Consider the following 24,072-nt stretch of genomic DNA (forward strand, 5'->3'; position numbering starts at 1 on the left):
TTATTTCCAGATGTTGAACGGCGTCTGCATCCAGCCACCGACCACGACCAGCCACACGAGGGTGACGGGAATGAAGATCTTCCAGCCCAGACGCATGATCTGGTCATAGCGGAAGCGCGGGAACGTCGAGCGCACCCACAGGAACATGGTGACCACGCAGAAGGTCTTGGCGCCGAGCCAGATCCAGCCCGGGATGAAGCTCAGGAACTCGAACGGGGGCAGCCAGCCGCCGAGGAACAGGATGACGGTCAGGATCGAGACCAGCCACATGTTCGCGTACTCGGCCAGGAAGAACATCGCGAAGCTCATGCCCGAGTACTCGATCATGTGACCCGCGACGATTTCCGATTCGCCTTCCACCACGTCGAAGGGGTGGCGGTTGGTCTCGGCCAGGCCCGAGATGAAGTAGACGACGAAGATCGGCAGCAGCGGCAGCCAGTTCCACGACAGGAAGCCGACGCCGAGGTTGGCGAACATGCCCTTGCCCTGGACGTTGACGATCTCGCTCATGTTCAGGCTGCCGGTGACCATCAGCACCACGACGAAGCAGAAGCCCATCGCGATTTCGTAGCTCACCATCTGGGCCGAGGCGCGCAGCGCGCCCAGGAAGGCGTACTTCGAGTTCGAGGCCCAGCCCGCGATGATCACGCCATAGACCTCGAGCGAGGTGATGGCCATCACGAACAGCAGGCCGGCGTTGATGTTGGCGAGCGCGACGTCGGGACCGAAGGGAATCACGGCCCAGGCGGCGAGCGCCGGCATGATGGTCATGATCGGGCCGAGCAGGAACAGGCCCTTGTTGGCGACCGTCGGAACGATGATTTCCTTGGTCATCAGCTTGAGCGCGTCGGCGATCGGCTGCAGCAGGCCCAGCGGCCCGATGCGGTTCGGGCCCACGCGGATCTGCGTGAAGCCGATGGCCTTGCGTTCCCACAGCGTGAGGTAGGCCACCGCCAGCATCAGCGGGATGACCACGACGATGATCTTGATCAGCGTCCAGATGACGGGCCAGACCACGCCGGTCCACCAGCCGGCGGCGACGAGACCCTGGCCGAAGCCGTGAATGGCGTCGATCATGCCGACACCTCCTCGGCCTGCACGCTGGCGGGCGCGGCACCGATGCCGTGGCCCGCGTTGCGTGCGTCGGCGGTCAGTTGCAGCGACGGCGCGCGGCGCACGATCGAATCGAGCTGGTAGATGCTCGCGACCACGGGCGCGGGCGCACCGTTGGCGGCCACGGCGGCAGCGCTCGTGGCGTTGCGCAGCGCATCGGCCGGCAGCGCGCCGCTGTCGCCCACCGTGCGCAGCACGTCGGCGGTGGACTCGAACGAGAAGCCTTGCAGGCCCAGCAGGTTGGCGAGCACGCGCAACACCTTCCAGGCCGGACGGGCTTCGCCCTGCGGCTTCACCACGGCGTGGAAGCTCTGCAGGCGGCCTTCGGCATTGACGAAGCTGCCGGGCGTTTCGGTGAACGGCGCGATCGGCAGCAGCACGTCGCTGAATTCGAGGTTGGCCTTGAACGGGCTCAGCGTGACCACCATCTGCGCATTGCCGATGGTGTCGGCCGCGGCGGCGCCGGCGGCCGAGTCGAACACCGGCTCGGTGTTCAGCAGCAGCACGGCCTTGAGGCCGGAGCCGGCGGCGAGCATCTGGCCGGCGTGGAGGCCGCCGTTCCTGGGGAACGCGCCCACGAGCTGCGCGCCCACGGTGTTGGCGGCTTCGGTCAGGTAGCCGACGCTGGCGCCGGTCTGCGCGCCGATCCAGTTGGCCAGCGCGAGCAGGCTGCCGGCCTGCGCATGGTGCGCGGCGGCATTGCCCAGCAGGATGGCCTTGCGCTCGCCGCTCAGCAGCGACGCGGCGATGGCCTGCGCGGTGGCGTCGGGCTCGTTGACGGGTGCCAGCGGCGCGGCGGCACCGGTGGACTGGCCCACCACGGTCGCGATGGCGGCCAGCACTTCGATCCATTGGCCGGCATCGACGATGGCGGCCTGCGCGGGCTGGATGGCCCAGGCTTCGGCGTCGGCCATCAGCTTCTTCGAGGTCAGCACGCTGAGCGCGGCGCCCTTGCGCACGGCCTGGCGGATGCGCTGCGCGAACAGCGGATGGTCCTTGCGCAGGTTCGAACCGACGACGAAGGCGCGCTGCAGCTGCGTCAGCGAGGCGATCGAGGTGCCGAGCCAGCGGATGCCTTCGAAGGCCGTGAATTCGGCGTTGCGCAGGCGGTAGTCGATGTTGTCGCTGCCGAGCTCACGCGTGAGCAGTGCGGCGAGCTGCAGCTCCTCGAGCGTGCTGTGCGGGCTGACCAGCGTGCCGATGCTCTGCGCGCCATGGTCGGCCTTGATCTGCTTGAGGCCGTTGGCCACGTACTCGAGCGCGGTCTGCCAGTCGACCTGCTGCCATTGGCCGCCCTGCTTGAGCATGGGCTGCGTCAGGCGCTCGGTCCCGTTGAGCGCTTCGTACGAGAAGCGGTCGCGGTCGGCGATCCAGCATTCGTTGACGTCTTCGTTCTCGAGCGGCACCACGCGCATCACGCGGTTGTTCTTGACCTGGACGATCAGGTTGGCGCCGGTGGAGTCGTGCGGGCTCACCGACTTGCGGCGCGACAGTTCCCAGGTGCGGGCGCTGTAGCGGAACGGCTTGCTCGTGAGCGCGCCGACCGGGCAGATGTCGATCATGTTGCCCGAGAGTTCGGAGTCGACCGAGTCGCCGAGGAAGGTCTCGATCTCGGAGTGCTCGCCGCGGTGCGACATGCCGAGCTCCATCACGCCGGCCACTTCCTGGCCGAAGCGGACGCAGCGCGTGCAGTGGATGCAGCGGCTCATCTCTTCCATGCTGATCAGCGGGCCCACGTCCTTGTGGAACACGACGCGCTTTTCTTCCTCGTAGCGCGAGGAGGAGCCGCCGTAGCCCACGGCCAGGTCCTGCAGCTGGCACTCGCCGCCCTGGTCGCAGATCGGGCAGTCCAGCGGGTGGTTGATCAGCAGGAACTCCATGACCGACTGCTGGGCCTTGATCGCCTTCTCGCTCTTGGTGCGGACGATCATGCCCTGCGTGACGGGCGTGGCGCAGGCCGGCATCGGCTTGGGCGCCTTTTCGACGTCGACCAGGCACATGCGGCAGTTGGCCGCGATGCTGAGCTTCTTGTGATAGCAGAAGTGCGGGATGTAGGTGCCGGCCTTGTCGGCAGCATGCATGACCATGCTGCCTTCGGCCACTTCGACCTTCTTGCCGTCGAGTTCGATTTCAACCATATGTCTTTCTCGCGCTCAGGCCTGGACCGTTGCCTTCGGGACGTAGCCCGGGATCAAGGCTTCGAACTCGTGGCGGAAGTGCTTGATCATGGCGCGCACCGGCATGGCCGCCGCGTCGCCGAGGGCGCAGATGGTGCGGCCCATGATGTCGCCGGCGACGGAGTCCAGCAACTGCAGGTCGCTGGGCTTGCCCTGGCCGTTGTGGATGCGGTCGACCACGCGGTAGAGCCAGCCCGTGCCTTCGCGACACGGCGTGCACTGGCCGCAGGATTCGTGCATGTAGAAGTACGAGAGGCGCTTGAGCGACTCGACCATCGAGCGGCTGTCGTCCATCACGATCACCGCGCCCGAACCCAGCATGGAGCCGGCCTTCGAGATGGAGTCGTAGTCCATCGTGCACTGCATCATGATGTCGGCCGGCAGCACCGGTGCCGACGAGCCGCCGGGGATCACGGCCTTGAGCGTGCGACCCTTGCGCACGCCGCCGGCCAGTTCGAGCAGCTTGGAGAACGGCGTGCCCATCGGCACCTCGTAGTTGCCCGGCAGTTCGACGTCGCCGCTGACCGAGTAGATCTTGGTGCCGCCGTTGTTCGGCTTGCCGCACTCGAGGTAGGCCTGGCCGCCGTTGCGGATGATCCAGGGCACCGCCGCGAAGGTCTCGGTGTTGTTGATGGTGGTCGGCTTCCCGTACAGGCCGAAGCTGGCCGGGAACGGCGGCTTGAAGCGCGGCTGGCCCTTCTTGCCTTCGAGCGATTCGAGCAGCGCGGTTTCCTCGCCGCAGATGTAGGCGCCGAAGCCGTGGGCGGCGTGCAACTGGAAGTTGTACGTGCTGCCCATGATCTTGTCGCCGAGATAACCGGCGGCGCGCGCCTCCTCGAGGGCTTCCTCGAAGCGGTCGTAGCTCTGGAAGATCTCGCCGTGGATGTAGTTGTAGCCCACGCTGATGCCCATCGCGTAAGCGGCGATGGCCATGCCTTCGATCACGATGTGCGGGTTGAACTGCAGGATGTCGCGGTCCTTGCAGGTGCCCGGCTCGCCTTCGTCCGAGTTGCAGACCAGGTACTTCTGGCCCGGGAACTGGCGTGGCATGAAGCTCCACTTCAGGCCGGTCGGGAAACCGGCGCCGCCGCGGCCGCGCAGGCCCGAGGCCTTCACTTCGGCGATCACCTGGTCGGGCGTCAGGCCCTCGGTGAGGATCTTGCGCAGCGCCTGGTAGCCGCCGCGCGCCTCGTAGTCGGCCAGATGCCAGTTGGTGCCGTCGAGGCCGGCATAGATCTGGGCGCCGATGTGGCGGTCATGGAAGCAGGTCTGCACGCCGGTGGCGCGGAACTGCGAAAGAACCTGATCGGGCGTCATCACGCAGCCTCCCCGGGGGTTGCACCGCGCAGGCCATCGACGAGCTGGTCGAGCTTGTCGTTGCTCATGAAGCTGCACATCGTGCGGTCGTTGACCAGCATCACCGGCGAATCGGCGCAGGCGCCCAGGCATTCGCTCTGCTGCAGCGTGAACAGGCCGTCGGCCGTGGTCTCGCCCATCTTGATGCCGAGCTTCTTCTCGAGATGCACGAGGGCGGTGACGCCATCGCGCAGCTGGCACGGCAGGTTGGTGCAGACGTTGAGCTTGTACTTGCCCACCGGATGCTGGTTGTACATGTTGTAGAAGGTCGTGACCTCGTGCACCGCGATCGGCGCCATGCCGAGGTACTCGGCAATCTCGCGCTCGCGCTGGGTGCTCACGAAGCCCTCGTCCTGCTGCACGATCGCCAGGCAGGCCATCACGGCCGACTGCTTGCCGGCCTCGGGGTACTTGGCCACCTCGCGCGCGAAGCGTTCGAGGGTCGCAGGCTTCAGCGGCGCCGAAGGCGCCGCGTGAGTGTCATGGGTAGAGGAAGTCATTCGCTCTTTCTCACCTGTCGATTTCGCCGAACACGATGTCCATCGTGCCGATCACCGCGACAGCGTCGGCGATCATGTGACCGCGCGACATTTCGTCGAGGGCGGCGAGGTGCGGGAAGCCAGGGGCGCGGATCTTCAGGCGGTACGGCTTGTTGGCGCCGTCGCTCACGAGATAGATGCCGAACTCGCCCTTCGGATGCTCGACGGCGGCATAGGCCTCGCCTTCGGGCACGTGGAAGCCTTCGGTGAAGAGCTTGAAATGGTGGATCAGCTCCTCCATGTTCGCCTTCATCGATTCGCGCGCGGGCGCGGCGACCTTGTGGTTGTCGGTGATCACCGGGCCGGGGTTGGCGCGCAGCCAGGCCGAGCACTGCTGGATGATCTTGTTGGCCTGGCGCATCTCCTCGACGCGAACCAGGTAGCGGTCGTAGCAGTCGCCCGTCTTGCCGAGCGGAATGTCGAACTGCATCCGGTCGTAGACGTCGTAGGGCTGCTTCTTGCGCAGGTCCCATTCGACGCCCGAGCCACGCAGCATCGGGCCGGTGAAGCCGAGGTTCAGCGCGCGCTCCGGCGTGACCACGCCGATGCCCACGGTGCGCTGCTTCCAGATGCGGTTGTCGGTGAGCAGCGTCTCGTACTCGTCGACCATCTTCGGGAAGCGCTTGCAGAAGTCGTCGACGAAGTCGAGCAGCGAGCCCTGGCGGTTCTCGTTGAGCTTCTCGATCGCCTTCGCGTTCTTGATCTTGCTGACCTTGTACTGCGGCATCACGTCCGGCAGGTCGCGGTACACGCCGCCCGGACGGAAGTAGGCCGCGTGCATGCGCGCGCCCGACACCGCTTCGTACATGTCGAACAGGTCCTCGCGTTCGCGGAAGCAGTAGATGAGCATGTTCATCGCACCGCAATCGAGGCCGTGCGCGCCGAGCCACAGCAGGTGGTTCAGCAGCCGGGTGATCTCGGCGAACATGACGCGGATGTACTGCGCGCGGATCGGCACCTCGAGGCCCATCATCTTCTCGATGGCGAGGCAGTAGGCGTGCTCATTGGACATCATCGACACGTAGTCGAGGCGGTCCATGTAGGGCAGCGACTGGATGAAGGTGCGCGATTCGGCGAGCTTCTCGGTCGCGCGGTGCAGCAGGCCGATGTGCGGATCGGCGCGCTGGATCACTTCGCCGTCGAGCTCGAGCACCAGGCGCAGCACGCCGTGCGCGGCCGGATGCTGGGGACCGAAGTTGAGGGTGTAGTTCTTGATTTCGGCCATGTCAGTGGAGTCCGCCGCCGTAGTTGTCTTCGCGGATCACGCGCGGCGTGATCTCGCGCGGCTCGATCGATACCGGCTGGTAGACCACGCGCTTCTGCTCTTCGTCGTAGCGCATCTCGACGTGACCCGACACCGGGAAGTCCTTGCGGAACGGATGGCCGATGAAGCCGTAGTCGGTCAGGATGCGGCGCAGGTCGTCGTGACCCTCGAACACGATGCCGTAGAGGTCGAAGGCTTCGCGCTCGAACCAGGTCGCCGCGTTCCACACGGGCTGCAGCGAATCGACCACGGGCAGGTCCTCGCTGGGCGCGAACACCCGCAGGCGCACGCGCTGGTTGAGGCTCACCGACAACAGGTGCGAGACGACGCCGTAGCGTTCGCCTTCCCACTCGCCTTCGCGGTAGTCGGAATAGTCCATGCCGCAGAGGTCGATCAGCTGTTCGAAGCGGCAACCCGGCGCATCGCGCAGCAGCAGCGCCGCATCGATGTAGTTCGCGGCACTCACCACCACGGTCACTTCGCCGAGCGCGACGGTCACGCTCCTGGCCTTGTCGCCCAGGGTCTGCACCAGAGTCGCCTGCAGCGCCTCCGGAGAAATTGCAAAGTCGGTCATCTCGGCAATTCCTCAGGCACGCGCGATGGTGTTGGTGCGGCGGATCTTCTGCTGCAGCTGGATGATCCCGTAGAGCAGCGCTTCGGCGGTGGGCGGGCAGCCGGGCACGTAGACGTCGACCGGAACGATCCGGTCGCAGCCGCGCACCACCGAGTAGCTGTAGTGGTAGTAGCCGCCGCCGTTGGCGCACGAACCCATCGAGAGCACCCAGCGCGGCTCGGGCATCTGGTCGTAGACCTTGCGCAGCGCCGGCGCCATCTTGTTGCACAGCGTGCCGGCCACGATCATCAGATCGGACTGACGCGGGCTCGGGCGGAACAGCATGCCGAAACGGTCGATGTCGTAGCGGGCTGCGCCGGCGTGCATCATTTCGACCGCACAGCAGGCCAGACCGAACGTCATCGGCCACAGAGATCCGGTCTTCGCCCAGTTCACCACCGAGTCGTAGGTGGTCGTGACGAAGCCTTCCTTGAGAACGCCTTCAATGGCCATCGTGTAGCTTCCTTATTCCCAGTCGAGCGCGCCTTTTTTCCACTCGTAGGCGAAGCCCACGACGAGGATGGCGAGAAAGATCATCATGGCCCAGAAGCCGACAGCACCGATCTCCTTGAGCGCAATGGCCCACGGGAAGAGAAAGGCAATCTCCAGATCGAACAGGATGAAGAGAATGGCAACCAGGTAATAGCGCACGTCGAACTTCATGCGCGCATCCTCGAAGGCCTCGAAGCCGCACTCGTAAGGTGCGTTCTTGGCTGCGTCAGGCCGATTGGGGCCGAGGATGTATCCGATGACCTGTGGAGCGACGCCTACGCCGACCCCGACCAGAATGAACAAAAGGACGGGAAGGTAGGAATCGAGGTTCATCGGGAGCTTTCACCGCTTGCCACCGACAGAAGCACCTTCATGAGGCGTCCTGTCGGTGAGATTTGGTGCGGTCGGCGAGACTCGAACTCGCACAGCTTTCGCCACTACCCCCTCAAGATAGCGTGTCTACCAATTTCACCACGACCGCGGTTTTTTCTGTTCGGATGGCATGAGGTTCCTACGAAGAGGTTTGGCTTTCCGAACAGCTTTAGAGTTTACCCTGAAATGAAGCCATTTCTTACGGGTCACTCTGAAAACATCAGAGTTACTTGCTGGGAATCTGTCCCGCACCAGCCGCAGGCGCGCTCGCGGGTGCCGCAGCAGGTGCCGCGCCCGACTGACCCGAGGGAATCTGGCCTGCCGCGCCCGAAGCCGGCGTGGCCGGCACGCCGATGGCGGCGCGCTCCAGCAGGCTGCCGCCGCCCGTGGGACGTGCATGGCTGAAGTAGGCCAGCAGCAGCGTGCAGGCGAAGAACACCGCGGCCAGCACGGCCGTGGTGCGCGAGAGGAAGTTCGCGCTGCCGCTGGCGCCGAACAGGCTGCCGGCGCTGCCGCTGCCGAAGGCCGCGCCCATGTCGGCGCCCTTGCCGTGCTGGATCAGGATCAGCCCGATCATCACCAGCGCCGACAGCATCTGCACGCCGACCAGAAGGTTGAGGACCACGTTCATTCGTTCTTACTCCTAATTGATGCCTGCCCTGCCCGCTTCAGCGGACGGCGGCGGAAATGATCTGCAAAAAGTCGGGGGCCTTCAGGGAAGCGCCGCCGATCAGGCCGCCGTCGATGTCGGCTTGCGCCAACAGTTCGGCCGCATTGACGGCATTCATGCTGCCGCCGTAGAGGATCTTGATGCCGGCCGCGTGCTCGCTCGCGGCATGGTGCAGTTGCGCACGCAGCACCGCGTGCACCGCCTGCGCCTGCTCGGGCGTGGCGGTCTTGCCGGTGCCGATGGCCCACACGGGCTCGTAGGCGACCACGATCTCGCTGATGCAGTGGCCGTTCACGTGGATGACCGCTGCCAGCTGGCGCTTCACCACTTCCTCGGTCTGGCCCGCTTCGCGCTGCGCCAGCGTCTCGCCGACGCAGACGATCGGCGTGATGCCGTTGGCCAGCGCGGCCGCGGTCTTCGCGGCCACGGCGTCGTCGGTCTCGCCGTGGTACTGGCGGCGCTCCGAATGGCCGACGATGGCATAGCGCACACCGAAGTCCTTCAGCATCGCCGCCGACTGCTCGCCCGTGAAGGCGCCCTGCGCCTGCGCGGAAATGTCCTGCGCGCCCAGCGCCATCGGCGAACCCGCCAGCAGCGACTGCAGTTGCGCGAAATACGGTGCGGGGGCGCACAGCGCGATGTCGCACGCGGGCGCATTCGCCGCGAGCCCCTGCCCCAGCGCCGTCACCAGCGCCTCGTTGGCAGCCAGGCTGCCGTTCATCTTCCAGTTCCCTGCGATCAGCTTCTTGTGGGTCGTCATCGTGCTCGTCTCGTCACCAGGTCAGCACGATCTTGCCGATGTGCTGGTTCGATTCCATCAACGCATGCGCCTGCGCCGCGCCGCTGGGCTCGCCGACCGCCGCGAAGGTGCTGTGGATCACTGGCTTGACCGCGCCGCTCTCGAGCAGCGGCCAGACCTTCTCGCGCAGCGCCCGGGCGATCGCACCCTTGAAGGCCACCGGCCGCGGACGCAGCGTCGAACCCGTGATCGTGAGCCGCTTGCGCAGCACCAGACCCGCGTTGATCTGGCTCTTGACGCCGCCTTGCACCGCGATGATCACCAGCCGGCCGTCCTCGGCCAGGCACTCGACCTCGCGCGCCACGTAGTCGCCCGCGACCATGTCGAGGATGACGTCCACGCCCTTGCCGCCGGTCAGCGATTTCGCCACTTCGACGAAATCGGCCGTGCGGTAGTTGATCGCGTGATCGGCGCCGAGTTTCAGGCAGGCCTCGCACTTGTCGTCGCTGCCGGCCGTGACGATCACGGTCGCGCCCAGCGCCTTGGCGATCTGGATCGCCGTGACGCCGATGCCGCTCGAACCGCCCTGGATCAGCAGGGTTTCGCCCTGCTGCAGGCGGCCGCGCTCGAACACGTTGCTCCAGACGGTGAAGAAGGTCTCGGGCAGCGAAGCCGCCTCGATGTCGCTCCAGCCCTTGGGCACCGGCAGGCACTGCGCCACGGGCGCCACGCACAGCTGCGCATAGCCGCCGCCGGCGATCAGCGCGCAGACGCGGTCGCCGATCGCGAAGCCCGCCTCGGCCAATGCCGCGGCATCGCCCGACACGATCTCGCCGGCCACTTCGAGGCCCGGCAGGTCGGAAGCGCCGGGCGGCACCGGATAGTGGCCCATGCGCTGCAGCACGTCGGGGCGGTTGACACCGCTGGCCGACACGCGGATCAGCAACTCGCCCGCGCCGGCGACGGGATCGGGACGATCCGTGACGCGCAGCACCTCGGGGGCGCCGTACGAAGCGATTTCAATGGCTTTCATGGTCTCCTGGCCTCCAGCCGCCCGTGCGACGGGCGCATTCAGCAATCGGAAAGGCAAAGGCGGCGCGCGACGCATGCCGCGGCCGCCATGGCCTTCTTACTCCTGCGACTCGCGCGGAGCCTGCGGCTGCTGCGATTCGCCGGCCGGAGCCTGGTCGTTGCGCGGCTGCTGCTGCTGGTCGTTGTTGAAGCGCGGAGCGCGCTCGCCACGGTCGCCGCCGCGGTCACCGCGATCGCCGCGATCACCACCACGGTCACCGCGGTCGCCACGGTCACGGCGCTCGCCACCACGGTCACCGCGGTCGCCACGGTCTTCGCGCGGCGGGCGCTCGCTGTATTCCATGCCGGCCGGACGCTCGGTCAGCGCCTTCATCGACAGCTTGACGCGACCCTTGTCGTCGGTCTCGAGGACCTTGACCTTCACGATCTGGCCTTCGCTCAGGTAGTCGGTCACCTTCTCGACGCGTTCGTGCGCGATCTGGCTGATGTGCAGCAGGCCGTCCTTGCCGGGCAGCAGGTTGATGAGCGCGCCGAAGTCCAGGATTTTGGTGACCGGGCCTTCGTAGATCTTGCCGATCTCGACCTCGGCCGTGATCTGCTCGATGCGCTTCTTGGCCTCTTCGGCCTTGGCCGGATCGGTCGACGCGATGGTGATGGTGCCGTCTTCGTCGATGTTGATCTGCGTGCCGGTTTCTTCCTGCAGGCCGCGGATGACCGCGCCGCCCTTGCCGATCACGTCGCGGATCTTCTCGGGGTTGATCTTCAGCGTGGTCAGGCGCGGCGCGAACTGCGACACGTCGGCCTTGGCCTCGCCCATCGCTTCCTGCATCTTGCCCAGGATGTGCATGCGCGCTTCCTTGGCCTGTGCCAGCGCGACCTGCATGATTTCCTTGGTGATGCCCTGGATCTTGATGTCCATCTGCAGGGCGGTGATGCCGTTGGTCGTGCCGGCCACCTTGAAGTCCATGTCGCCGAGGTGGTCCTCGTCGCCCAGGATGTCGGTCAGCACCGCGAAGCGGTTGTCTTCCTTGATCAGGCCCATGGCGATGCCGGCCACGTGGGCCTTCATCGGCACGCCGGCGTCCATCATCGAGAGGCAGCCGCCGCAGACCGAAGCCATCGACGAGGAGCCGTTCGACTCGGTGATTTCCGACACCACGCGCACGGTGTAGGGGAACTCTTCCTTGTTCGGCAGCACGGCGACGAGCGCGCGCTTGGCGAGGCGGCCATGGCCGACTTCGCGACGCTTGGTCGAGCCCATGCGGCCGACTTCACCGGTGGCGAAGGGAGGCATGTTGTAGTGGAACAGGAAGCGGTCCTCGAACTCACCGGCCAGCGCGTCGATGCGCTGCGCGTCGCGTTCGGTGCCCAGCGTGGTCACGACCAGCGCCTGGGTCTCGCCGCGCGTGAACAGCGCCGAGCCGTGGGTGCGCGGCAGCACCGAGTTGCGGATCTCGATCGGGCGCACGGTGCGCGTGTCGCGGCCGTCGATGCGCGGCTCGCCTTGCAGGATCTGGCTGCGCACGATGCGCGCCTCGATCGCGAACAGCAGGTCGCTGACCTTGCCCGCGTCGAATACGGCGCCTTCGGCCTTCAGGGCCTCGTAGACGCTGGCATTGGCTTCGCGCAGGGCCTGGGTGCGGGCCTGCTTGCTGCGGATCTGGTAGACGGCGCGCAGCTTCTCTTCGGCCAGGCCGTTGACCTTGGCGATGAAGTCCTCGTCCTTGGCTTCGGGCGCCCAGGTGCCTTCCTTGAGCCACAGCGGCTTGCCGGCTTCGCGCACCAGTTCGTGGATGGCGTTGATCGCCAGCTTGCCCTGCTCGTGGCCGAAGACCACGGCGCCGAGCATGATGTCTTCGGCCAGTTGCTGGGCTTCGGACTCGACCATCAGCACGGCGGCTTCGGTGCCGGCGACGACGAGGTCCATCTGCGAATCCTTGCGCGCGGTCTGGCCCGGGTTCAGCACGTACTGGCCGTTGATGTAGCCCACGCGCGCGGCGCCGATCGGGCCGTCGAACGGAATGCCCGAGACCGACAGGGCGGCGCTCACGGCGATCATCGCGGCGATGTCGGCGTCGACTTCGGGGTTCAACGACACGGTGTGGATCACCACGTGCACTTCGTTGAGGAAGCCCTCAGGGAACAGCGGACGGATCGGGCGGTCGATCAGGCGGCTGGTCAGGGTTTCGTGTTCGCTGGGCTTGGCTTCGCGCTTGAAGAAGCTGCCGGGGATCTTGCCGGCGGCATAGGTCTTCTCGATGTAGTCGACGGTCAGCGGGAAGAAGTCCTGGCCCGGCTTGGCGGTCTTGGAAGCGACCACGGTGGCCAGCACGACGGTGCCGTCGATGTCGACCAGCACGGCGCCCGTGGCCTGGCGGGCGATTTCGCCCGTTTCCATGACGACGGTCTTGTCGCCCCATTGGAAGGACTTGGTGACTTTGTTGAAGAGGCTCATGTTTGCTCCTGTTTTGGTAGCAGATCATCGAAGATCCGCACGGCTCGGAGGGCTTTTTCAGAACACGATGCCATTCCAGCGAAGCTCGATTCGAACTTCCCTGGAATGACACAGCTTCGCTCTGTAGGGCACCCCGAAAGTGGTTCGCGAAGTAAAAAACGCCTGAGCTAGCGGACTAACCCAGGCGTTTTTTCATGCGATTCGGCTTACTTGCGCAGGCCCAGCTTGGCGATCAGCGCGGTGTAACGGTCGGCGTCCTTGGACTTCAGGTAGTCGAGCAGCTTGCGACGGCGGCTCACCATGCGCAGCAGGCCGCGACGGCCGTGGTGGTCCTTGGCGTGCGTCTTGAAGTGGGGGGTGAGCTCGTTGATGCGGGCGGTCAGCAGTGCAACTTGCACTTCGGGGCTGCCGGTGTCGTTGGCGGCGCGGGCGTTGTCCTTGACGACTTCGGCCTTGATGGAGGCTGCGATCATTGGTTTTTCCTTTGTTCCGGTGGTGTTTGACTTGCGGTGGGTGCTGGAACTGCGCTCACCGTGCGCCTTGCGGCATGCAAAGCCTTGGGATTATACATCGGCCGTCCTGGACGCCCCTTCCCGGTGCCGCCCGTCGAGCGAGACCAGCGCCACCGCCCCCAGCACGCAGGCCGCGCCGGCGATCTGGGGCCAGCCCACCGGTTCGCCGAGCCACCAGGCCGCGAGGGCCAGTGCCGACACCGGCATCAGCGCCGTGAACAGCGCCGCCTCGGCACCGCTGAGCCGGGCCGCGCCCGCGTACCAGAGCAGGAAGCCCGCCACCGTCGGCACCAGCGCGTAGTAGGCCACACCGGCCAGCGCCGCGGCCGGCACGGGCTGCAGCCAGGCACGCTCCAGCAGCGCAGGCAACAGCGACAGCAGCAGCCCCAGCGCGGTCATCGCGCTCGACTGCGCGAGTGGCGGCAGCGGCACGCGCAGCCGCTTGTTGAGCAGGATGAACAGCGATTCGAAGGCCACCGCGCCCAGCACCAGCAGGTTGCCGAGCAGCGCGGCCGGCGTGCGGGCGCCGCCCTCCCCGCCCGGTCGCAGCGTGATCGCCAGCACGCCCAGGCTCGCGAGCACGATCCCGCCCAGCAGGTAGCGCCCGGGCCGCTCGCGCAGCGCGAGCACCGCCACCAGCGCGGCGATGGCCGGCAGGGTGCCGGCCACCACGCCCGCGTCGGCCGCCGGCGCCCAGCGCAGGCCCAGGATCAGCAGCACCGTGTAGCCCACGCTGCCCGCGGCCGCCTGACACAGCAGCAGCCAGGCATCGTGCCGGTCCGGGCGCGGCCAGCGCACGCGCATCCACCGCATCAGCACCAGGAACACCGGCAGCGCCAGCGCGAAGCGCAGCGCGGTCGCCGTGAACGGCGGCAGGCCGCTCGCGATCAGCTTGCTCGCGACCACCGTGCTGCCGACCGTGACCATCGCGAGCGCGCACAGCCACATCCCCTTGCTGCGTTCCGACATACCTATCGCCTTTCATTTGCAGAAAGCGCGAGCGTCTCCCGCCGGAGGCGCGGCGGTCTTGAACGAAATTGCAGGACCGGGTCAGGCGCCGTGCGCGGCCGCGTATGCGCCAGGCGTGAAGCCCAGGAAACGGACGAAAGCCCGCGTCATGTGGCTCTGGTCGGCGAAACCCGCACCGGCCGCGGCATCGGCCAGCGCCCGGCCCTGCGCGATCAGCCGGCGCGCGCGCGACAGCCGGCACTGCTGCAGCCAGGCATGCGGCGGCAGCCCGAAGGCGGCCGCGAAGCCGCGCAGCAGCTGCCAGCGGCTCAGGCCGGCCTCGTGCGCCAGCTCGGCCAGCGTGGGCGCGGTCACGCAGTCGTCGGCGATGCGTGCCCGCGCGCGCTCCAGCGCCACGGAAGCGATGCGAGGCACGGGCTCCGGCGCCAGCGCGCCCGGTGCATCGCGCAGCAGCTCGAGCACGCCCTGCTCGAGCGCCAGCGCATCGGCGCCCTCGGCCACGCCCGCGAACAGCCGTTCGACCCCGCGCCGCAGCGCCGGATCGTTGAGCACCGGCCGCGTCAGCTCGAGCCCGGGCGCGGCATCGGCCAGCAACGCGGGCGCCAGGTGCAGCATGCGCCAGGCGCGCGCCTCGCCGCGCAGCGCGACGCCGTCGTGCACCTCGCCGGGGTTGACCGTGATGACGTCCCCGCGCACCGCCTCGACCGCGCCGCGGCCGCTGGCCGAGCGCTGGCCGCCGCGGTCGATCACGCCGATGCCGTAGACGTCGTGCATATGGCGCGGAAAGCTGCGCGCCGATTCGGCCGCGATCGTCTGCAGGCCCGGCAGCGCCGAGCCGCGGATGCGCACGGCGTCGATGGGCGCGGGCCTCGGCGTCATTCAGCCCCGCTGCTTCGCGAGCCAGCCGCGCAGCCGCTCCACGCCCTGCACCAGCCGCTGCGGATCCTTCGAGGCGAAGCACCAGCGCAGCCAGCCCTGCCCCTCGGGCGCGAAGGCATTGCCGGGCGCGAGCCCGAGCCCGGCCTCGACCACCAGCCGCTTGGCCACCTCGAAGGAATCGTCGAAGCCATCGAGCCGGAAGAAGGCATACATGCCGCCCCTGGCCGGCGCCACCTGCACGCCCGGCACGGCCGCCAGCAGCGGCACCAGCGTGTCGCGGCAATGCTTGAGGTGCGCCACCACGCGCGGCGTGATCTCGGCCGTGTGCTCGATCGCCACCACCCCGGCGCGCTGGGTGAACACGCTCGCGCACGAGGTGTTGAACTCGATCAGCTTGCCGATGCCATCGACCAGCGCGGGCGGCAGCACCAGCCAGCCCAGGCGCCAGCCGGTCATCAGGAAGCTCTTCGAGAAGCTGTGCGTGACCACCAGCCGGTCGTCGGGCCGCGCGATGTCGAGGAAGCTCGGCGCGCAACCGTTGGCCGTGGGTTCGAAGTACAGGCGCTCGTAGACCTCGTCCGCGAGGATCCAGGTGCCGGTCTCGCGGCAATGGTCGAGCACGGCCTGCTGCTCCTCGCGCGTCATGGTCCAGCCGGTCGGGTTGTTCGGCGCGTTGACGATCAGCAGCTTGGTGGTCGACGTGACCGCCGCGCGCAGCGCCTGCAGGTCCAGCGTCCATTCGCCCTGCACCGGCACCAGCGGCACCGTGCGCACCGTCGCGCCGAGGATCGCGGGCTGTGCCGTGAGGTTGGGCCACACGGGCGTCACCGCGACCACCTCGTCGCCGGCATCGACCAGCGCCTGCACCGCGAGCATCAGCGCGCTCACGCCGCCCGAGGTGACGGCGATGCGCGAGGCATCGACCGCGGGATGCAGGCTGCTGGTGTAGCGCGCGATCGCCGCGCGCAGCTCGGGCAGGCCGAGGTTGTGGGCGTAGAAGGTCTCGCCGCGCTGCAGCGAATCGATCGCCGCCTGGCGGATGACTTCGGGCGTGACCTCGTCGCTCTCGCCGAACCAGAAGGCGAGCACGTCGCTGCGGCCGAGGCCGGCATTGGCGACTTCGCGGATCTTGGAGGCTTCGAGGTTGTGGATGGCTTGGCGCATGTCGTGTTCTTCTTTCGTTGTCGTCGTGTCTTCGCTTCGTGCCTTCAGGGCCGCTTCATCTTGCACGAAGTCGGCAGCTCCGCGCGCTCGGGGGCGATGGTCTTGATCACGCGAAAGCCGTAGCCCGATCCCTCGACGTCGAACTGCACGCCCGGTCGGCCCTGCTTGTCCATCACGCCGACCACGAGCTGCTGCTGGAACTGGTGGTCGGCCGCGCGCATGCGCCCGCGCTGGCCGTACAGCGTGACGTCGGCCTGCTCGAGCGCGCGCGCCACGGCCACCGTGTCGGTGCCGCCCGCGCGCTCGAGCGCCTGCGCCAGCGACTCGATCAGGAGCTGCATGCGCATATGCACGTAGTCATCGGCGGGCTTCGGAAAGCGCGTGCGGAAGGCGCGGTAGAAGGCCTCCGACTGCGACGTCTGCACGTTCGGCAGCCAGTCGGCCACCGCGATCACGCGGCCGATGCCGGCATCGCCGATGGCCGCGGGCGCGCCCAGCGCATTGCCGTAGAAGGTGTAGAAGGTGCCGTTGAAGCCGGCCTCGCGCGCGGCCTTCACGAGCAGCGTGAGGTCGTTGCCCCAGTTGCCAGTGACCACCGCCTGCGCGCTGCTCGCGATGATCTTGCTGGCGTAGGGCGCGAAGTCCTTCACCTTGCCCAGCGGATGCAGCTCGTCGCCGACGATCTCCACGTCGGGCCGCAGCACACCGAGCTGGCGCCGCGATTCGCGCAGCACCGCCTGGCCGAAGCTGTAGTCCTGCCCCAGCAGGTAGATGCGCTTGAGCGCCGCGTCGTCCTTCACCACGTCCATCAGCGCGGCCACGCGCATGTCGGCATGGGCGTCGAAGCGGAAGTGCCAGAAGCTGCAGCGCTCGTTGGTCAGCGAAGGCTCGACCGCCGCGTAGTTGAGGAACAGCATGCGCCGCTGCGGGTCGCGCTCGTTGTTCTTGTCGATCGCATCGATCAGCGCCGCCGCGGTGGCCGAGGAGTTGCCCTGCAGCACGATGCGCGCGCCGTCGTCGATCGCGGCGCGCAGCGCCGACAGCGCTTCCTCGTTCTGTCCCTTGCTGTCGTAGCGGTCGAGCTGCAGCGGCCGCGCGCCGCCCGGCAGCTTGATGCCGCCGCGCGCATTCACGCGCTCCACGGCCCACAGCAGGTTGCGGAACACCGCCTCGCCGGTGTTGGCGAACGGGCCGCTCATGCTCTCGATCAGCGCGAGGCGGATGGGTGCGGGCGGGGTCTGCGCGAGCGCCGCGAAGGGCCTCGCGCATAGCGACAGTGCCGCGAATTTCAAGGCCTGGCGGCGCTCGAAAAAGCTGGAATTCATTGACTTGAAACGCGCGCCGCTGGGCCTAGATGAGGTTTCAAGCGGCACTCAGGATTGAACGGCCGCGCAGTGTAAGGGACACACATTCCATGTCCCCATTGTGTTCATTCAGGAGTACTTCCATGTTTTTCGCACCCGCCCTCCGCGCCACCCGCTTCACCCCCCGCGCCCATGACCGCGCCTTCGAACGCTTCGTGAACGATGCCTTCGCCGGCACCGCGCGCCGCTCGCCGCTGGTCGAGCAGGACGACAAGAGCTGGACCCTGTCGCTCGACGTGCCCGGCTTCGCCCGCGAGGACCTGAGCATCGGCATCGAAGGCGCCGTGGTCCGCATCGAGAGCAAGGCCGACGCCAAGCGCCAGTTCAAGGCCGCCTACGAGCTGCCGCTGGACATCGACGCCGCTGCGAGCGAAGCCAAGCTCGAGAACGGCGTGCTGACCCTGAAGCTCGCCAAGGTGGTGCCGGTCAGCCAGGTCTCGCAACTGCAGATCAACTGATCCAGGCAACCGGGCCAAACGCAACCGGCCTGCGAAAAAGCCCGCGCGGCGACGAGCCGCGCGGGCTTTTTCATGGGCGCTCTCAGGCGGTGGCGGGCAGGTCCGCCGACAGCGAGGCCATCGGCCAGCGCGGCTTCACGTCGAAGGCATAGCGCTCGGTGGGCTGCGACAGCCCCGACTGCAGCCGCATCGCCGCGGCCATCGCGATCATCGCGCCGTTGTCGGTGCACAGGTGCAGCTCGGGGTAGTGCACGCGCACGCCGCGCTTGGCGCAGGCCGCATTCAACTGCTCGCGCAGCATGCGGTTCGCGCCCACGCCGCCGGCCACCACCAGCCGCTTGAGACCGGCCTGGTCGAGCGCGGCCAGCGATTTCTTCAGCAGCACCTCGACGATCGCTGCCTGCGTGGAGGCCGCGAGGTCGGGCTTGCGCGCCTCGAGCGCGTCGCCGAGCTTCCTGGCCTGTGTGAGCACGGCCGTCTTGAGGCCGGCGAAGGAGAAGTCGAGGTCGCCGCTGTGCAGCAGCGGGCGCGGCAGCTTGAAGGCCGCCGGGTCGCCGCCCTCGGCCAATTTGGCGAGCCAGGGGCCGCCGGGGTACGGCAGGCCCATGAGCTTGGCGCTCTTGTCGAAGGCCTCGCCGGCCGCGTCGTCGATGGTTTCGCCGAGCAGCTCGTAGCGGCCCACGCCGTCCACGCGCATGAGCTGGGTGTGGCCGCCCGAGACCAGCAGCGCCACGAAAGGGAACTCGGGCGGGTCGGCGCTCAGGAACGGCGACAGCAGGTGGCCCTCGAGGTGGTGCACGCCCAGCACCGGCTTGCCGAGTGCCGCGCCCAGCGCGCAGGCCACGCCCGCGCCCACGAGCAGCGCGCCCGCGAGGCCGGGGCCGCGCGTGTAGGCGACCACGTCGACCTCGGCCAGCGTGCGCCCGGCCTCGGCCATCACGGCATCGGTCAGCGGCAGCACGCGGCGGATGTGGTCGCGGCTCGCGAGCTCGGGCACCACGCCGCCATAGGCCTGGTGCATCGCGATCTGGCTGTGCAGCGCATGCGAGCGCAGCACCGGCAGCGCGTCGCCATGCGACTCGACCAGCGCCACGCCGGTCTCGTCGCAGGAGGATTCGATTCCTAGAAGCAGCATGGCCGCGAGTGTAGGCGGCGGGCGATAGGGGCTGCTGGCGCGGGGGTACGGCACGGATGTTGCTGCTCGTCCGGCACCCCATGAAATCCGGACTGCACTTCCTGATCGCCGCGCGGCGCAGCGAGATCGACGCGCTCGAGCAGCTCGCGCGCACCAGCGAGCTGGTCGGCGCCGTGGGCCGGCTCGTGCATGCGCTGCAGCGCGAGCGCGGCCTGTCGAACGTCTTCCTGGCCTCGCGCGGCACGCGCTTCGGCGACCAGCGCGATCCGCAGATCGCCGAGTGCGTGGCGCTCGAGCAGGCGGTGCGGCTGGGCTTCGACCGGCTCGAGGCCGAGGCGCAAGGCCGCGCGGGCGACGGCAACCACACGCGGCTGTTCAGCCGCATCGCCTGGGTGCTGCCGGGCCTCGATGGCCTGCCGGCCCTGCGCCGGCGCATCGCCGCGCTCGAACTGCAGCCCGCGCAGGCCACCGCGGCCTTCGCCAAGCTGGTCGCGGGGCTGCTGTCGGTGGTGTTCGAGGCCGCCGACGGCGCCACCGACCCCGAGATCTCGCGCCTGCTGGTGGCGCTGTTCAACTTCATGCAGGGCAAGGAGTTCGCGGGCCAGGAGCGCGCCCTCGGCGCCGCCGCCCTCGCCACGGGCCGCGTCGACGACGCCCAGCGGGCCCAGTGGCTGCACCTGGTCGAGTCGCAGGAGCGCTGCTTCCAGGTCTTCACCGAGTTCTCCAATCCCGCGCTGCTCGCGCTGTGGCGCCAGAGCCAGAGCGACAGCACGCTGGCCGGGCTCGAGCGCATGCGCCGCATCGGCACCGTGCATCCGGGCGCGGCGCCCGCGGGCGGCCTGCCCGACCCGCGGCTGAGCCAGGCCTGGTTCGACTGCTGCAGCGCGCGCATCGACGCCATGCGCACCGTCGAAGACCAGTTGGCCGATGACCTGCGGCTGCAGTGCGGCCACAAGACCGAACAGGCGCGGCGCGAGCTCGAGGACTACCGGCGCCTGCTCGACACCCTGGCGCCGCGCGACGACGGCGAGCGCTTCTTCGACGACGTGCTGGCGCCGGTGCCGGCCGCCGCGCGTACGGCCGCGCCCGAGGCCGCCACGCTCTATGGCCGCACGCTCGAGCGCTCGGTGCTCGACATGGTGCAGGCCCAGTCGCGCCGGCTGCAGGCCATGGGCGACGAACTCGAGACCGTGCGCGCTTCGCTCAACGAGCGCAAGCTGGTCGAGCGCGCCAAGGGCCTGTTGATGGCGCACCGCCGGATGAGCGAGGAAGAGGCGCACAAGATGCTGCGCCAGACCGCGATGAACCAGAACCGCCGGCTGGTCGACGTGGCCGAGTCGGTGCTCGCGATGGCCGACTACCTGCCACGCTGATCGGTCCGCTCTGGTGCAGCGCACAACAACCGTGCCTGCCGACGCGCTGGCCGCCCTTCCCCACCGAATCGAAGGCCCGGGCGCACCCATACGGCGCATCGAGCTAGCAAAGCCATAGCAAAACCAGGCGCGGCGAGGCTGGCACGCGCTTTGCTCAAGACAGTGCATGAGGCCTTCGGGCCTCCAGGCAGAGGGCCCCCAATGGCGGGGGCCGTCCACCGACCCGGACAAAGGCGTCCTTATCCCGCGGGGCTGGCTCGTTTGCGAGCAGCCCCCTGCGGTGGTGAGGACGCCTTTTCGTTTTTGTCTTCCGCCTTTCTCTTCGCAGGAGTCCGCCCCATGTCCGATCCGCTGCAAACCAAACTGAGCCGGCGCCGCGTGCTGCAGGCCGCCGCCATCGGCGCCGTCGGGATCGATCCCGCGCTGCGCGCCGCCGTCTGGGCCCAGGGCTCCGACAAGCCCGAGAAGGAGGAGGTCAAGATCGGCTTCATCCCGCTGACCGACTGCGCCAGCGTGGTGATGGCCTCGGTGCTGGGCATCGACAAGAAGTACGGCGTGAAGATCGTGCCGAGCAAGGAGGCGAGCTGGGCCGGCGTGCGCGACAAGCTGGCCAACGGCGACCTCGACATGGCCCACGTGCTCTACGGCCTGGTCTACGGCATGCACCTGGGCCTGAGCGGCCCGAAGAAGGACATGGCCGTGCTCATGACCCTCAACAACAACGGCCAGGCGATCACGCTGTCGAAGAAGCTGGCCGACAAGGGCGCGGTCGACGCGGCCTCGCTCGCCAAGCTGATCGCCAGCGAGAAGCGCGAATACACCTTCGCCCAGACCTTCCCGACCGGCACCCACGCGATGTGGCTCTACTACTGGCTCGCCTCGGCCGGCATCGACCCGTTCAAGGACGTCAAAAACATCACCGTGCCGCCGCCGCAGATGGTGGCCAACATGCGCGTGGGCAACATGGACGGCTACTGCGTGGGCGAGCCCTGGGGCCAGCGCGCGATCATGGACGGCATCGGCATCACGGCCATCACCACGCAGGACATCTGGAAGGACCATCCCGAGAAGGTGCTCGGCACCACGGCCGAGTTCGCGAAGAAGTATCCGAACACCGCGCGCGCCGTGACCGCCGCCGTGCTCGAGGCCGGCAAGTGGATCGACACCGGCCTGCAGAACAAGAACAAGATGGCCGAGACCATCGCCGACAAGAGCTACGTCAACACCAGCGTGGACGCGATCAACCAGCGCATCCTGGGCCGCTACGTCAACGGCCTGGGCAAGAGCTGGGACGACCCCAACCACATGAAGTTCTACAACGGCGGCGCGGTCAGCTTCCCCTACCTGTCGGACGGCATGTGGTTCCTCACGCAGCACAAGCGCTGGGGCCTGCTCAAGGAGCATCCCGACTACCTCAAGGTGGCGACCGAGATCAACCGCATCGACATCTACAAGCAGGCCGCCGCCGCCACGCAGACGCCGGTGCCCAAGGACCCGATGCGCAGCAGCAAGCTGTTCGACGGTTCGGTCTGGGACGGCAAGGACCCGAAGAAGTACGCCGAGTCCTTCAAGCTTCATGCATAGGGAGAACACCATGGTCAGCGCAGTCTTCCATTCGCCGCTCGAGGCGGTCGCCGCGCCGTCGGCCCCGGCCAGTGCGGCCAAGCCGGTCGCCGCCGCCGCGGCACCCGTTCGCCCCGTGCGCGAGACGCGGGCGCGCACCCCGCTCGACCTGCGCGCCTTCTGGATGCGCGTGCTGCCGCCGCTCGCGGGCTTCGGCCTGCTGCTGCTGGTGTGGGAGATCGTGGCCATGCGCAGCACCACCGGCTTTCCCTCGCCGCTGGCGGTCTGGCAGCAGGCGCTCACGGTGTTCAGCGATCCCTTCTACAGCAAGGGCCCCAACGACCAGGGCGTGGGCTGGAACGTGCTGTCCTCGCTGCAGCGCGTGGCGCTGGGCTTCGGCCTCGCGGCGCTGGTCGGCATTCCGGCCGGCTTCGCGATCGGGCGCTTCGAGTTCCTTGCGCGCATGTTCAATCCGCTGATCAGCCTGCTGCGCCCGGTCTCGCCGCTGGCCTGGCTGCCGATCGGCCTCTTGGTGTTCAAGGGCGCCAACCCGGCCGCGATCTGGACCATCTTCATCTGCTCGATCTGGCCGATGGTGATCAACACCGCCGTGGGCGTGCAGCGCGTGCCGAGCGACTACATGAACGTGGCCAAGGTGCTGAACCTCAGCGAATGGAAGATCCTCACCAAGATCCTGTTCCCGGCCGTGCTGCCCTACATGCTGACCGGCGTGCGGCTGGCCGTGGGCACCGCCTGGCTGGTGATCGTGGCGGCCGAGATGCTGACCGGCGGCGTGGGCATCGGCTTCTGGGTCTGGGACGAGTGGAACAACCTCAACGTCGCCAACATCATCATCGCGATCTTCGTGATCGGCATCGTCGGCCTGGTGCTCGAGTTCGCGCTGATCAAGCTCGCGACGGCCTTCACGTTCGAAGAGGTGAAATCATGATCGATGAATCGAAGTACATCGAGATCCACGGCGTCGAGCAAGCCTTCAAGACGCCCAAGGGCCGCTTCGTCGCACTGCGCGACGTCCACCTCGGTGTCGCCAAGGGCGAGTTCATCACGCTGATCGGCCACTCGGGCTGCGGCAAGTCCACGCTGCTGAACCTGATCGCCGGCCTCACCACGCCCACCGCGGGCGCGCTGCTGTGCGCCAACAAGGAGATCAAGGGCCCGGGACCCGAGCGCGCCGTGGTGTTCCAGAACCATTCGCTGCTGCCCTGGCTCACCTGCTTCGAGAACGTCTACCTCGCAGTCGAGCGCGTGTTCGCCGCCACCGAGAACAAGGCGCAGCTGCGCGCGCGCACCGACGCGGCGCTGGCGCTGGTCGGCCTCACGCCCGCGGCGCAGAAGCGTCCCGGCGAGATCTCGGGCGGCATGAAGCAGCGCGTGGGCATCGCGCGCGCGCTGTCGATGGAACCCAAGGTGCTGCTGATGGACGAGCCCTTCGGCGCGCTCGACGCCCTCACGCGCGCCAAGCTGCAGGACGAGCTGCTGGCGATCGTGCAGAAGACCCGCAGCACGGTCGTGATGGTCACGCACGACGTGGACGAGGCCGTGCTGCTGAGCGACCGCATCGTGATGCTGACCAACGGCCCGGCCGCCACCATCGGCGAGGTGCTCACGGTCGACATCCCGCGCCCGCGCAACCGCGTCGAGCTCGCGGAGGACCCGGCCTACGTGCATGCGCGCAAGGCCGTGATCGACTTTCTCTACACGCGACAAGGGCACGTGGAGAAGGCCGCGGCATGACTCGGGCGCGCGCCGGGCCGCCCGGCGCATGGGTGCGCACCAGCGCCTCGCCCGCTCGATATCCGCTCGGTCGCAGAA

At 67.9% G+C, this 24,072-nt stretch carries 23 protein-coding genes and 1 tRNA gene; 5 read left to right on the forward strand and 19 right to left on the reverse strand.

What is annotated here, in order from left to right; genetic code table 11:
• The 18 genes from nuoH to BM109_RS00175 form a co-directional block, all read right to left on the reverse strand.
• Complete coding sequence (gene nuoH, locus BM109_RS00090) at positions 1–1,077, reverse strand: NADH-quinone oxidoreductase subunit NuoH (protein WP_093339362.1); 1,077 nt, start codon at positions 1,075–1,077, stop codon at positions 1–3.
• The gene (gene nuoG / locus BM109_RS00095) at positions 1,074–3,251 is read right to left on the reverse strand and encodes an NADH-quinone oxidoreductase subunit NuoG (protein WP_093339365.1); all 2,178 of its coding nucleotides are present in this window, start codon (positions 3,249–3,251) and stop codon (positions 1,074–1,076) included. The genes nuoH and nuoG overlap by 4 nt, the downstream gene beginning before the upstream one ends.
• Positions 3,252–3,266: 15 nt before the next feature.
• Positions 3,267–4,607 (reverse strand): NADH-quinone oxidoreductase subunit NuoF, encoded by a 1,341-nt coding sequence (gene nuoF, locus BM109_RS00100; protein ID WP_093339368.1) that lies wholly within the window; start codon positions 4,605–4,607, stop codon positions 3,267–3,269.
• Positions 4,607–5,146, reverse strand: a complete 540-nt coding sequence (gene nuoE, locus BM109_RS00105; protein ID WP_093339371.1) for an NADH-quinone oxidoreductase subunit NuoE family protein — start codon at positions 5,144–5,146, stop codon at positions 4,607–4,609. Before nuoE ends, nuoF begins: the two co-directional genes overlap by 1 nt.
• A 10-nt stretch (positions 5,147–5,156) precedes the next feature.
• Complete coding sequence (locus tag BM109_RS00110) at positions 5,157–6,410, reverse strand: NADH-quinone oxidoreductase subunit D (protein WP_093339373.1); 1,254 nt, start codon at positions 6,408–6,410, stop codon at positions 5,157–5,159.
• A 1-nt stretch (position 6,411) separates the two neighbouring features.
• Positions 6,412–7,023, reverse strand: coding sequence for an NADH-quinone oxidoreductase subunit C (locus BM109_RS00115; RefSeq protein ID WP_093339376.1), 612 nt, complete (start codon positions 7,021–7,023; stop codon positions 6,412–6,414).
• 12 nt (positions 7,024–7,035) lie between these two features.
• Complete coding sequence (locus tag BM109_RS00120; protein ID WP_057592164.1) at positions 7,036–7,515, reverse strand: NuoB/complex I 20 kDa subunit family protein; 480 nt, start codon at positions 7,513–7,515, stop codon at positions 7,036–7,038.
• A gap of 12 nt (positions 7,516–7,527) precedes the next feature.
• Positions 7,528–7,887: an NADH-quinone oxidoreductase subunit A gene (locus BM109_RS00125; RefSeq protein ID WP_012748607.1), complete on the reverse strand. Its 360-nt coding sequence runs from the start codon at positions 7,885–7,887 to the stop codon at positions 7,528–7,530.
• A gap of 63 nt (positions 7,888–7,950) precedes the next feature.
• Positions 7,951–8,035, reverse strand: a tRNA-Leu gene (locus tag BM109_RS00130).
• Positions 8,036–8,152: 117 nt separating this feature from the next.
• On the reverse strand, positions 8,153–8,557 hold the full coding sequence (gene secG / locus BM109_RS00135) for a preprotein translocase subunit SecG (RefSeq protein WP_057592163.1): 405 nt from the start codon (positions 8,555–8,557) through the stop codon (positions 8,153–8,155).
• A 37-nt stretch (positions 8,558–8,594) separates the two neighbouring features.
• Positions 8,595–9,356, reverse strand: coding sequence for a triose-phosphate isomerase (gene tpiA, locus BM109_RS00140; protein ID WP_093339379.1), 762 nt, complete (start codon positions 9,354–9,356; stop codon positions 8,595–8,597).
• A 13-nt stretch (positions 9,357–9,369) separates the two neighbouring features.
• On the reverse strand, positions 9,370–10,368 hold the full coding sequence (locus BM109_RS00145) for an NAD(P)H-quinone oxidoreductase (RefSeq protein WP_093339381.1): 999 nt from the start codon (positions 10,366–10,368) through the stop codon (positions 9,370–9,372).
• A gap of 96 nt (positions 10,369–10,464) precedes the next feature.
• A complete protein-coding gene (pnp, locus tag BM109_RS00150; RefSeq protein WP_093339384.1) occupies positions 10,465–12,822 on the reverse strand; it encodes a polyribonucleotide nucleotidyltransferase in 2,358 nt (785 codons plus the stop codon).
• A 206-nt stretch (positions 12,823–13,028) separates the two neighbouring features.
• Positions 13,029–13,295, reverse strand: a complete 267-nt coding sequence (gene rpsO, locus BM109_RS00155; RefSeq protein WP_007837783.1) for a 30S ribosomal protein S15 — start codon at positions 13,293–13,295, stop codon at positions 13,029–13,031.
• Positions 13,296–13,385: 90 nt separating this feature from the next.
• Positions 13,386–14,303, reverse strand: a complete 918-nt coding sequence (locus BM109_RS00160) for a DMT family transporter (protein ID WP_093339386.1) — start codon at positions 14,301–14,303, stop codon at positions 13,386–13,388.
• 81 nt (positions 14,304–14,384) lie between these two features.
• Positions 14,385–15,182 (reverse strand): helix-turn-helix transcriptional regulator, encoded by a 798-nt coding sequence (locus BM109_RS00165; protein WP_093339389.1) that lies wholly within the window; start codon positions 15,180–15,182, stop codon positions 14,385–14,387.
• The gene (locus BM109_RS00170; protein ID WP_256222366.1) at positions 15,183–16,394 is read right to left on the reverse strand and encodes a pyridoxal phosphate-dependent aminotransferase; all 1,212 of its coding nucleotides are present in this window, start codon (positions 16,392–16,394) and stop codon (positions 15,183–15,185) included.
• The gene (locus BM109_RS00175) at positions 16,391–17,671 is read right to left on the reverse strand and encodes a branched-chain amino acid ABC transporter substrate-binding protein (RefSeq protein WP_093339394.1); all 1,281 of its coding nucleotides are present in this window, start codon (positions 17,669–17,671) and stop codon (positions 16,391–16,393) included. Before BM109_RS00175 ends, BM109_RS00170 begins: the two co-directional genes overlap by 4 nt.
• Positions 17,672–17,793: 122 nt before the next feature.
• Here BM109_RS00175 and BM109_RS00180 point away from each other — a divergent pair, with 122 nt between their 5' ends.
• On the forward strand, positions 17,794–18,168 hold the full coding sequence (locus tag BM109_RS00180; RefSeq protein ID WP_093339397.1) for an Hsp20/alpha crystallin family protein: 375 nt from the start codon (positions 17,794–17,796) through the stop codon (positions 18,166–18,168).
• Positions 18,169–18,250: 82 nt separating this feature from the next.
• Here BM109_RS00180 and tsaD read toward each other — a convergent pair whose 3' ends face one another.
• Positions 18,251–19,303, reverse strand: a complete 1,053-nt coding sequence (tsaD, locus tag BM109_RS00185) for a tRNA (adenosine(37)-N6)-threonylcarbamoyltransferase complex transferase subunit TsaD (RefSeq protein WP_093339399.1) — start codon at positions 19,301–19,303, stop codon at positions 18,251–18,253.
• Between the two features lie 80 nt (positions 19,304–19,383).
• Between tsaD and BM109_RS00190 the strand changes: the two genes are divergently transcribed.
• The 4 genes from BM109_RS00190 to BM109_RS00205 all read left to right on the forward strand — a co-directional run bounded on the left by BM109_RS00190 (position 19,384) and on the right by BM109_RS00205 (position 23,994).
• Positions 19,384–20,676, forward strand: a complete 1,293-nt coding sequence (locus tag BM109_RS00190; RefSeq protein ID WP_093339401.1) for a nitrate regulatory protein — start codon at positions 19,384–19,386, stop codon at positions 20,674–20,676.
• Between the two features lie 339 nt (positions 20,677–21,015).
• Complete coding sequence (locus BM109_RS00195) at positions 21,016–22,260, forward strand: CmpA/NrtA family ABC transporter substrate-binding protein (protein ID WP_057592152.1); 1,245 nt, start codon at positions 21,016–21,018, stop codon at positions 22,258–22,260.
• 10 nt (positions 22,261–22,270) lie between these two features.
• Positions 22,271–23,188 carry a nitrate ABC transporter permease gene (gene ntrB / locus BM109_RS00200; RefSeq protein ID WP_093339403.1) on the forward strand — a complete coding sequence of 306 codons (918 nt, stop codon included), beginning with the start codon at positions 22,271–22,273 and terminating at the stop codon, positions 23,186–23,188.
• Entirely contained in the window at positions 23,185–23,994 is an 810-nt protein-coding gene (locus BM109_RS00205) for an ABC transporter ATP-binding protein (protein WP_093339406.1), read from the forward strand. The genes ntrB and BM109_RS00205 overlap by 4 nt, the downstream gene beginning before the upstream one ends.
• Positions 23,995–24,072 lie beyond the last annotated feature (78 nt).

It is taken from the genome of Variovorax sp. PDC80 (genome assembly GCF_900115375.1).
Lineage (GTDB): Bacteria > Pseudomonadota > Gammaproteobacteria > Burkholderiales > Burkholderiaceae_C > Variovorax.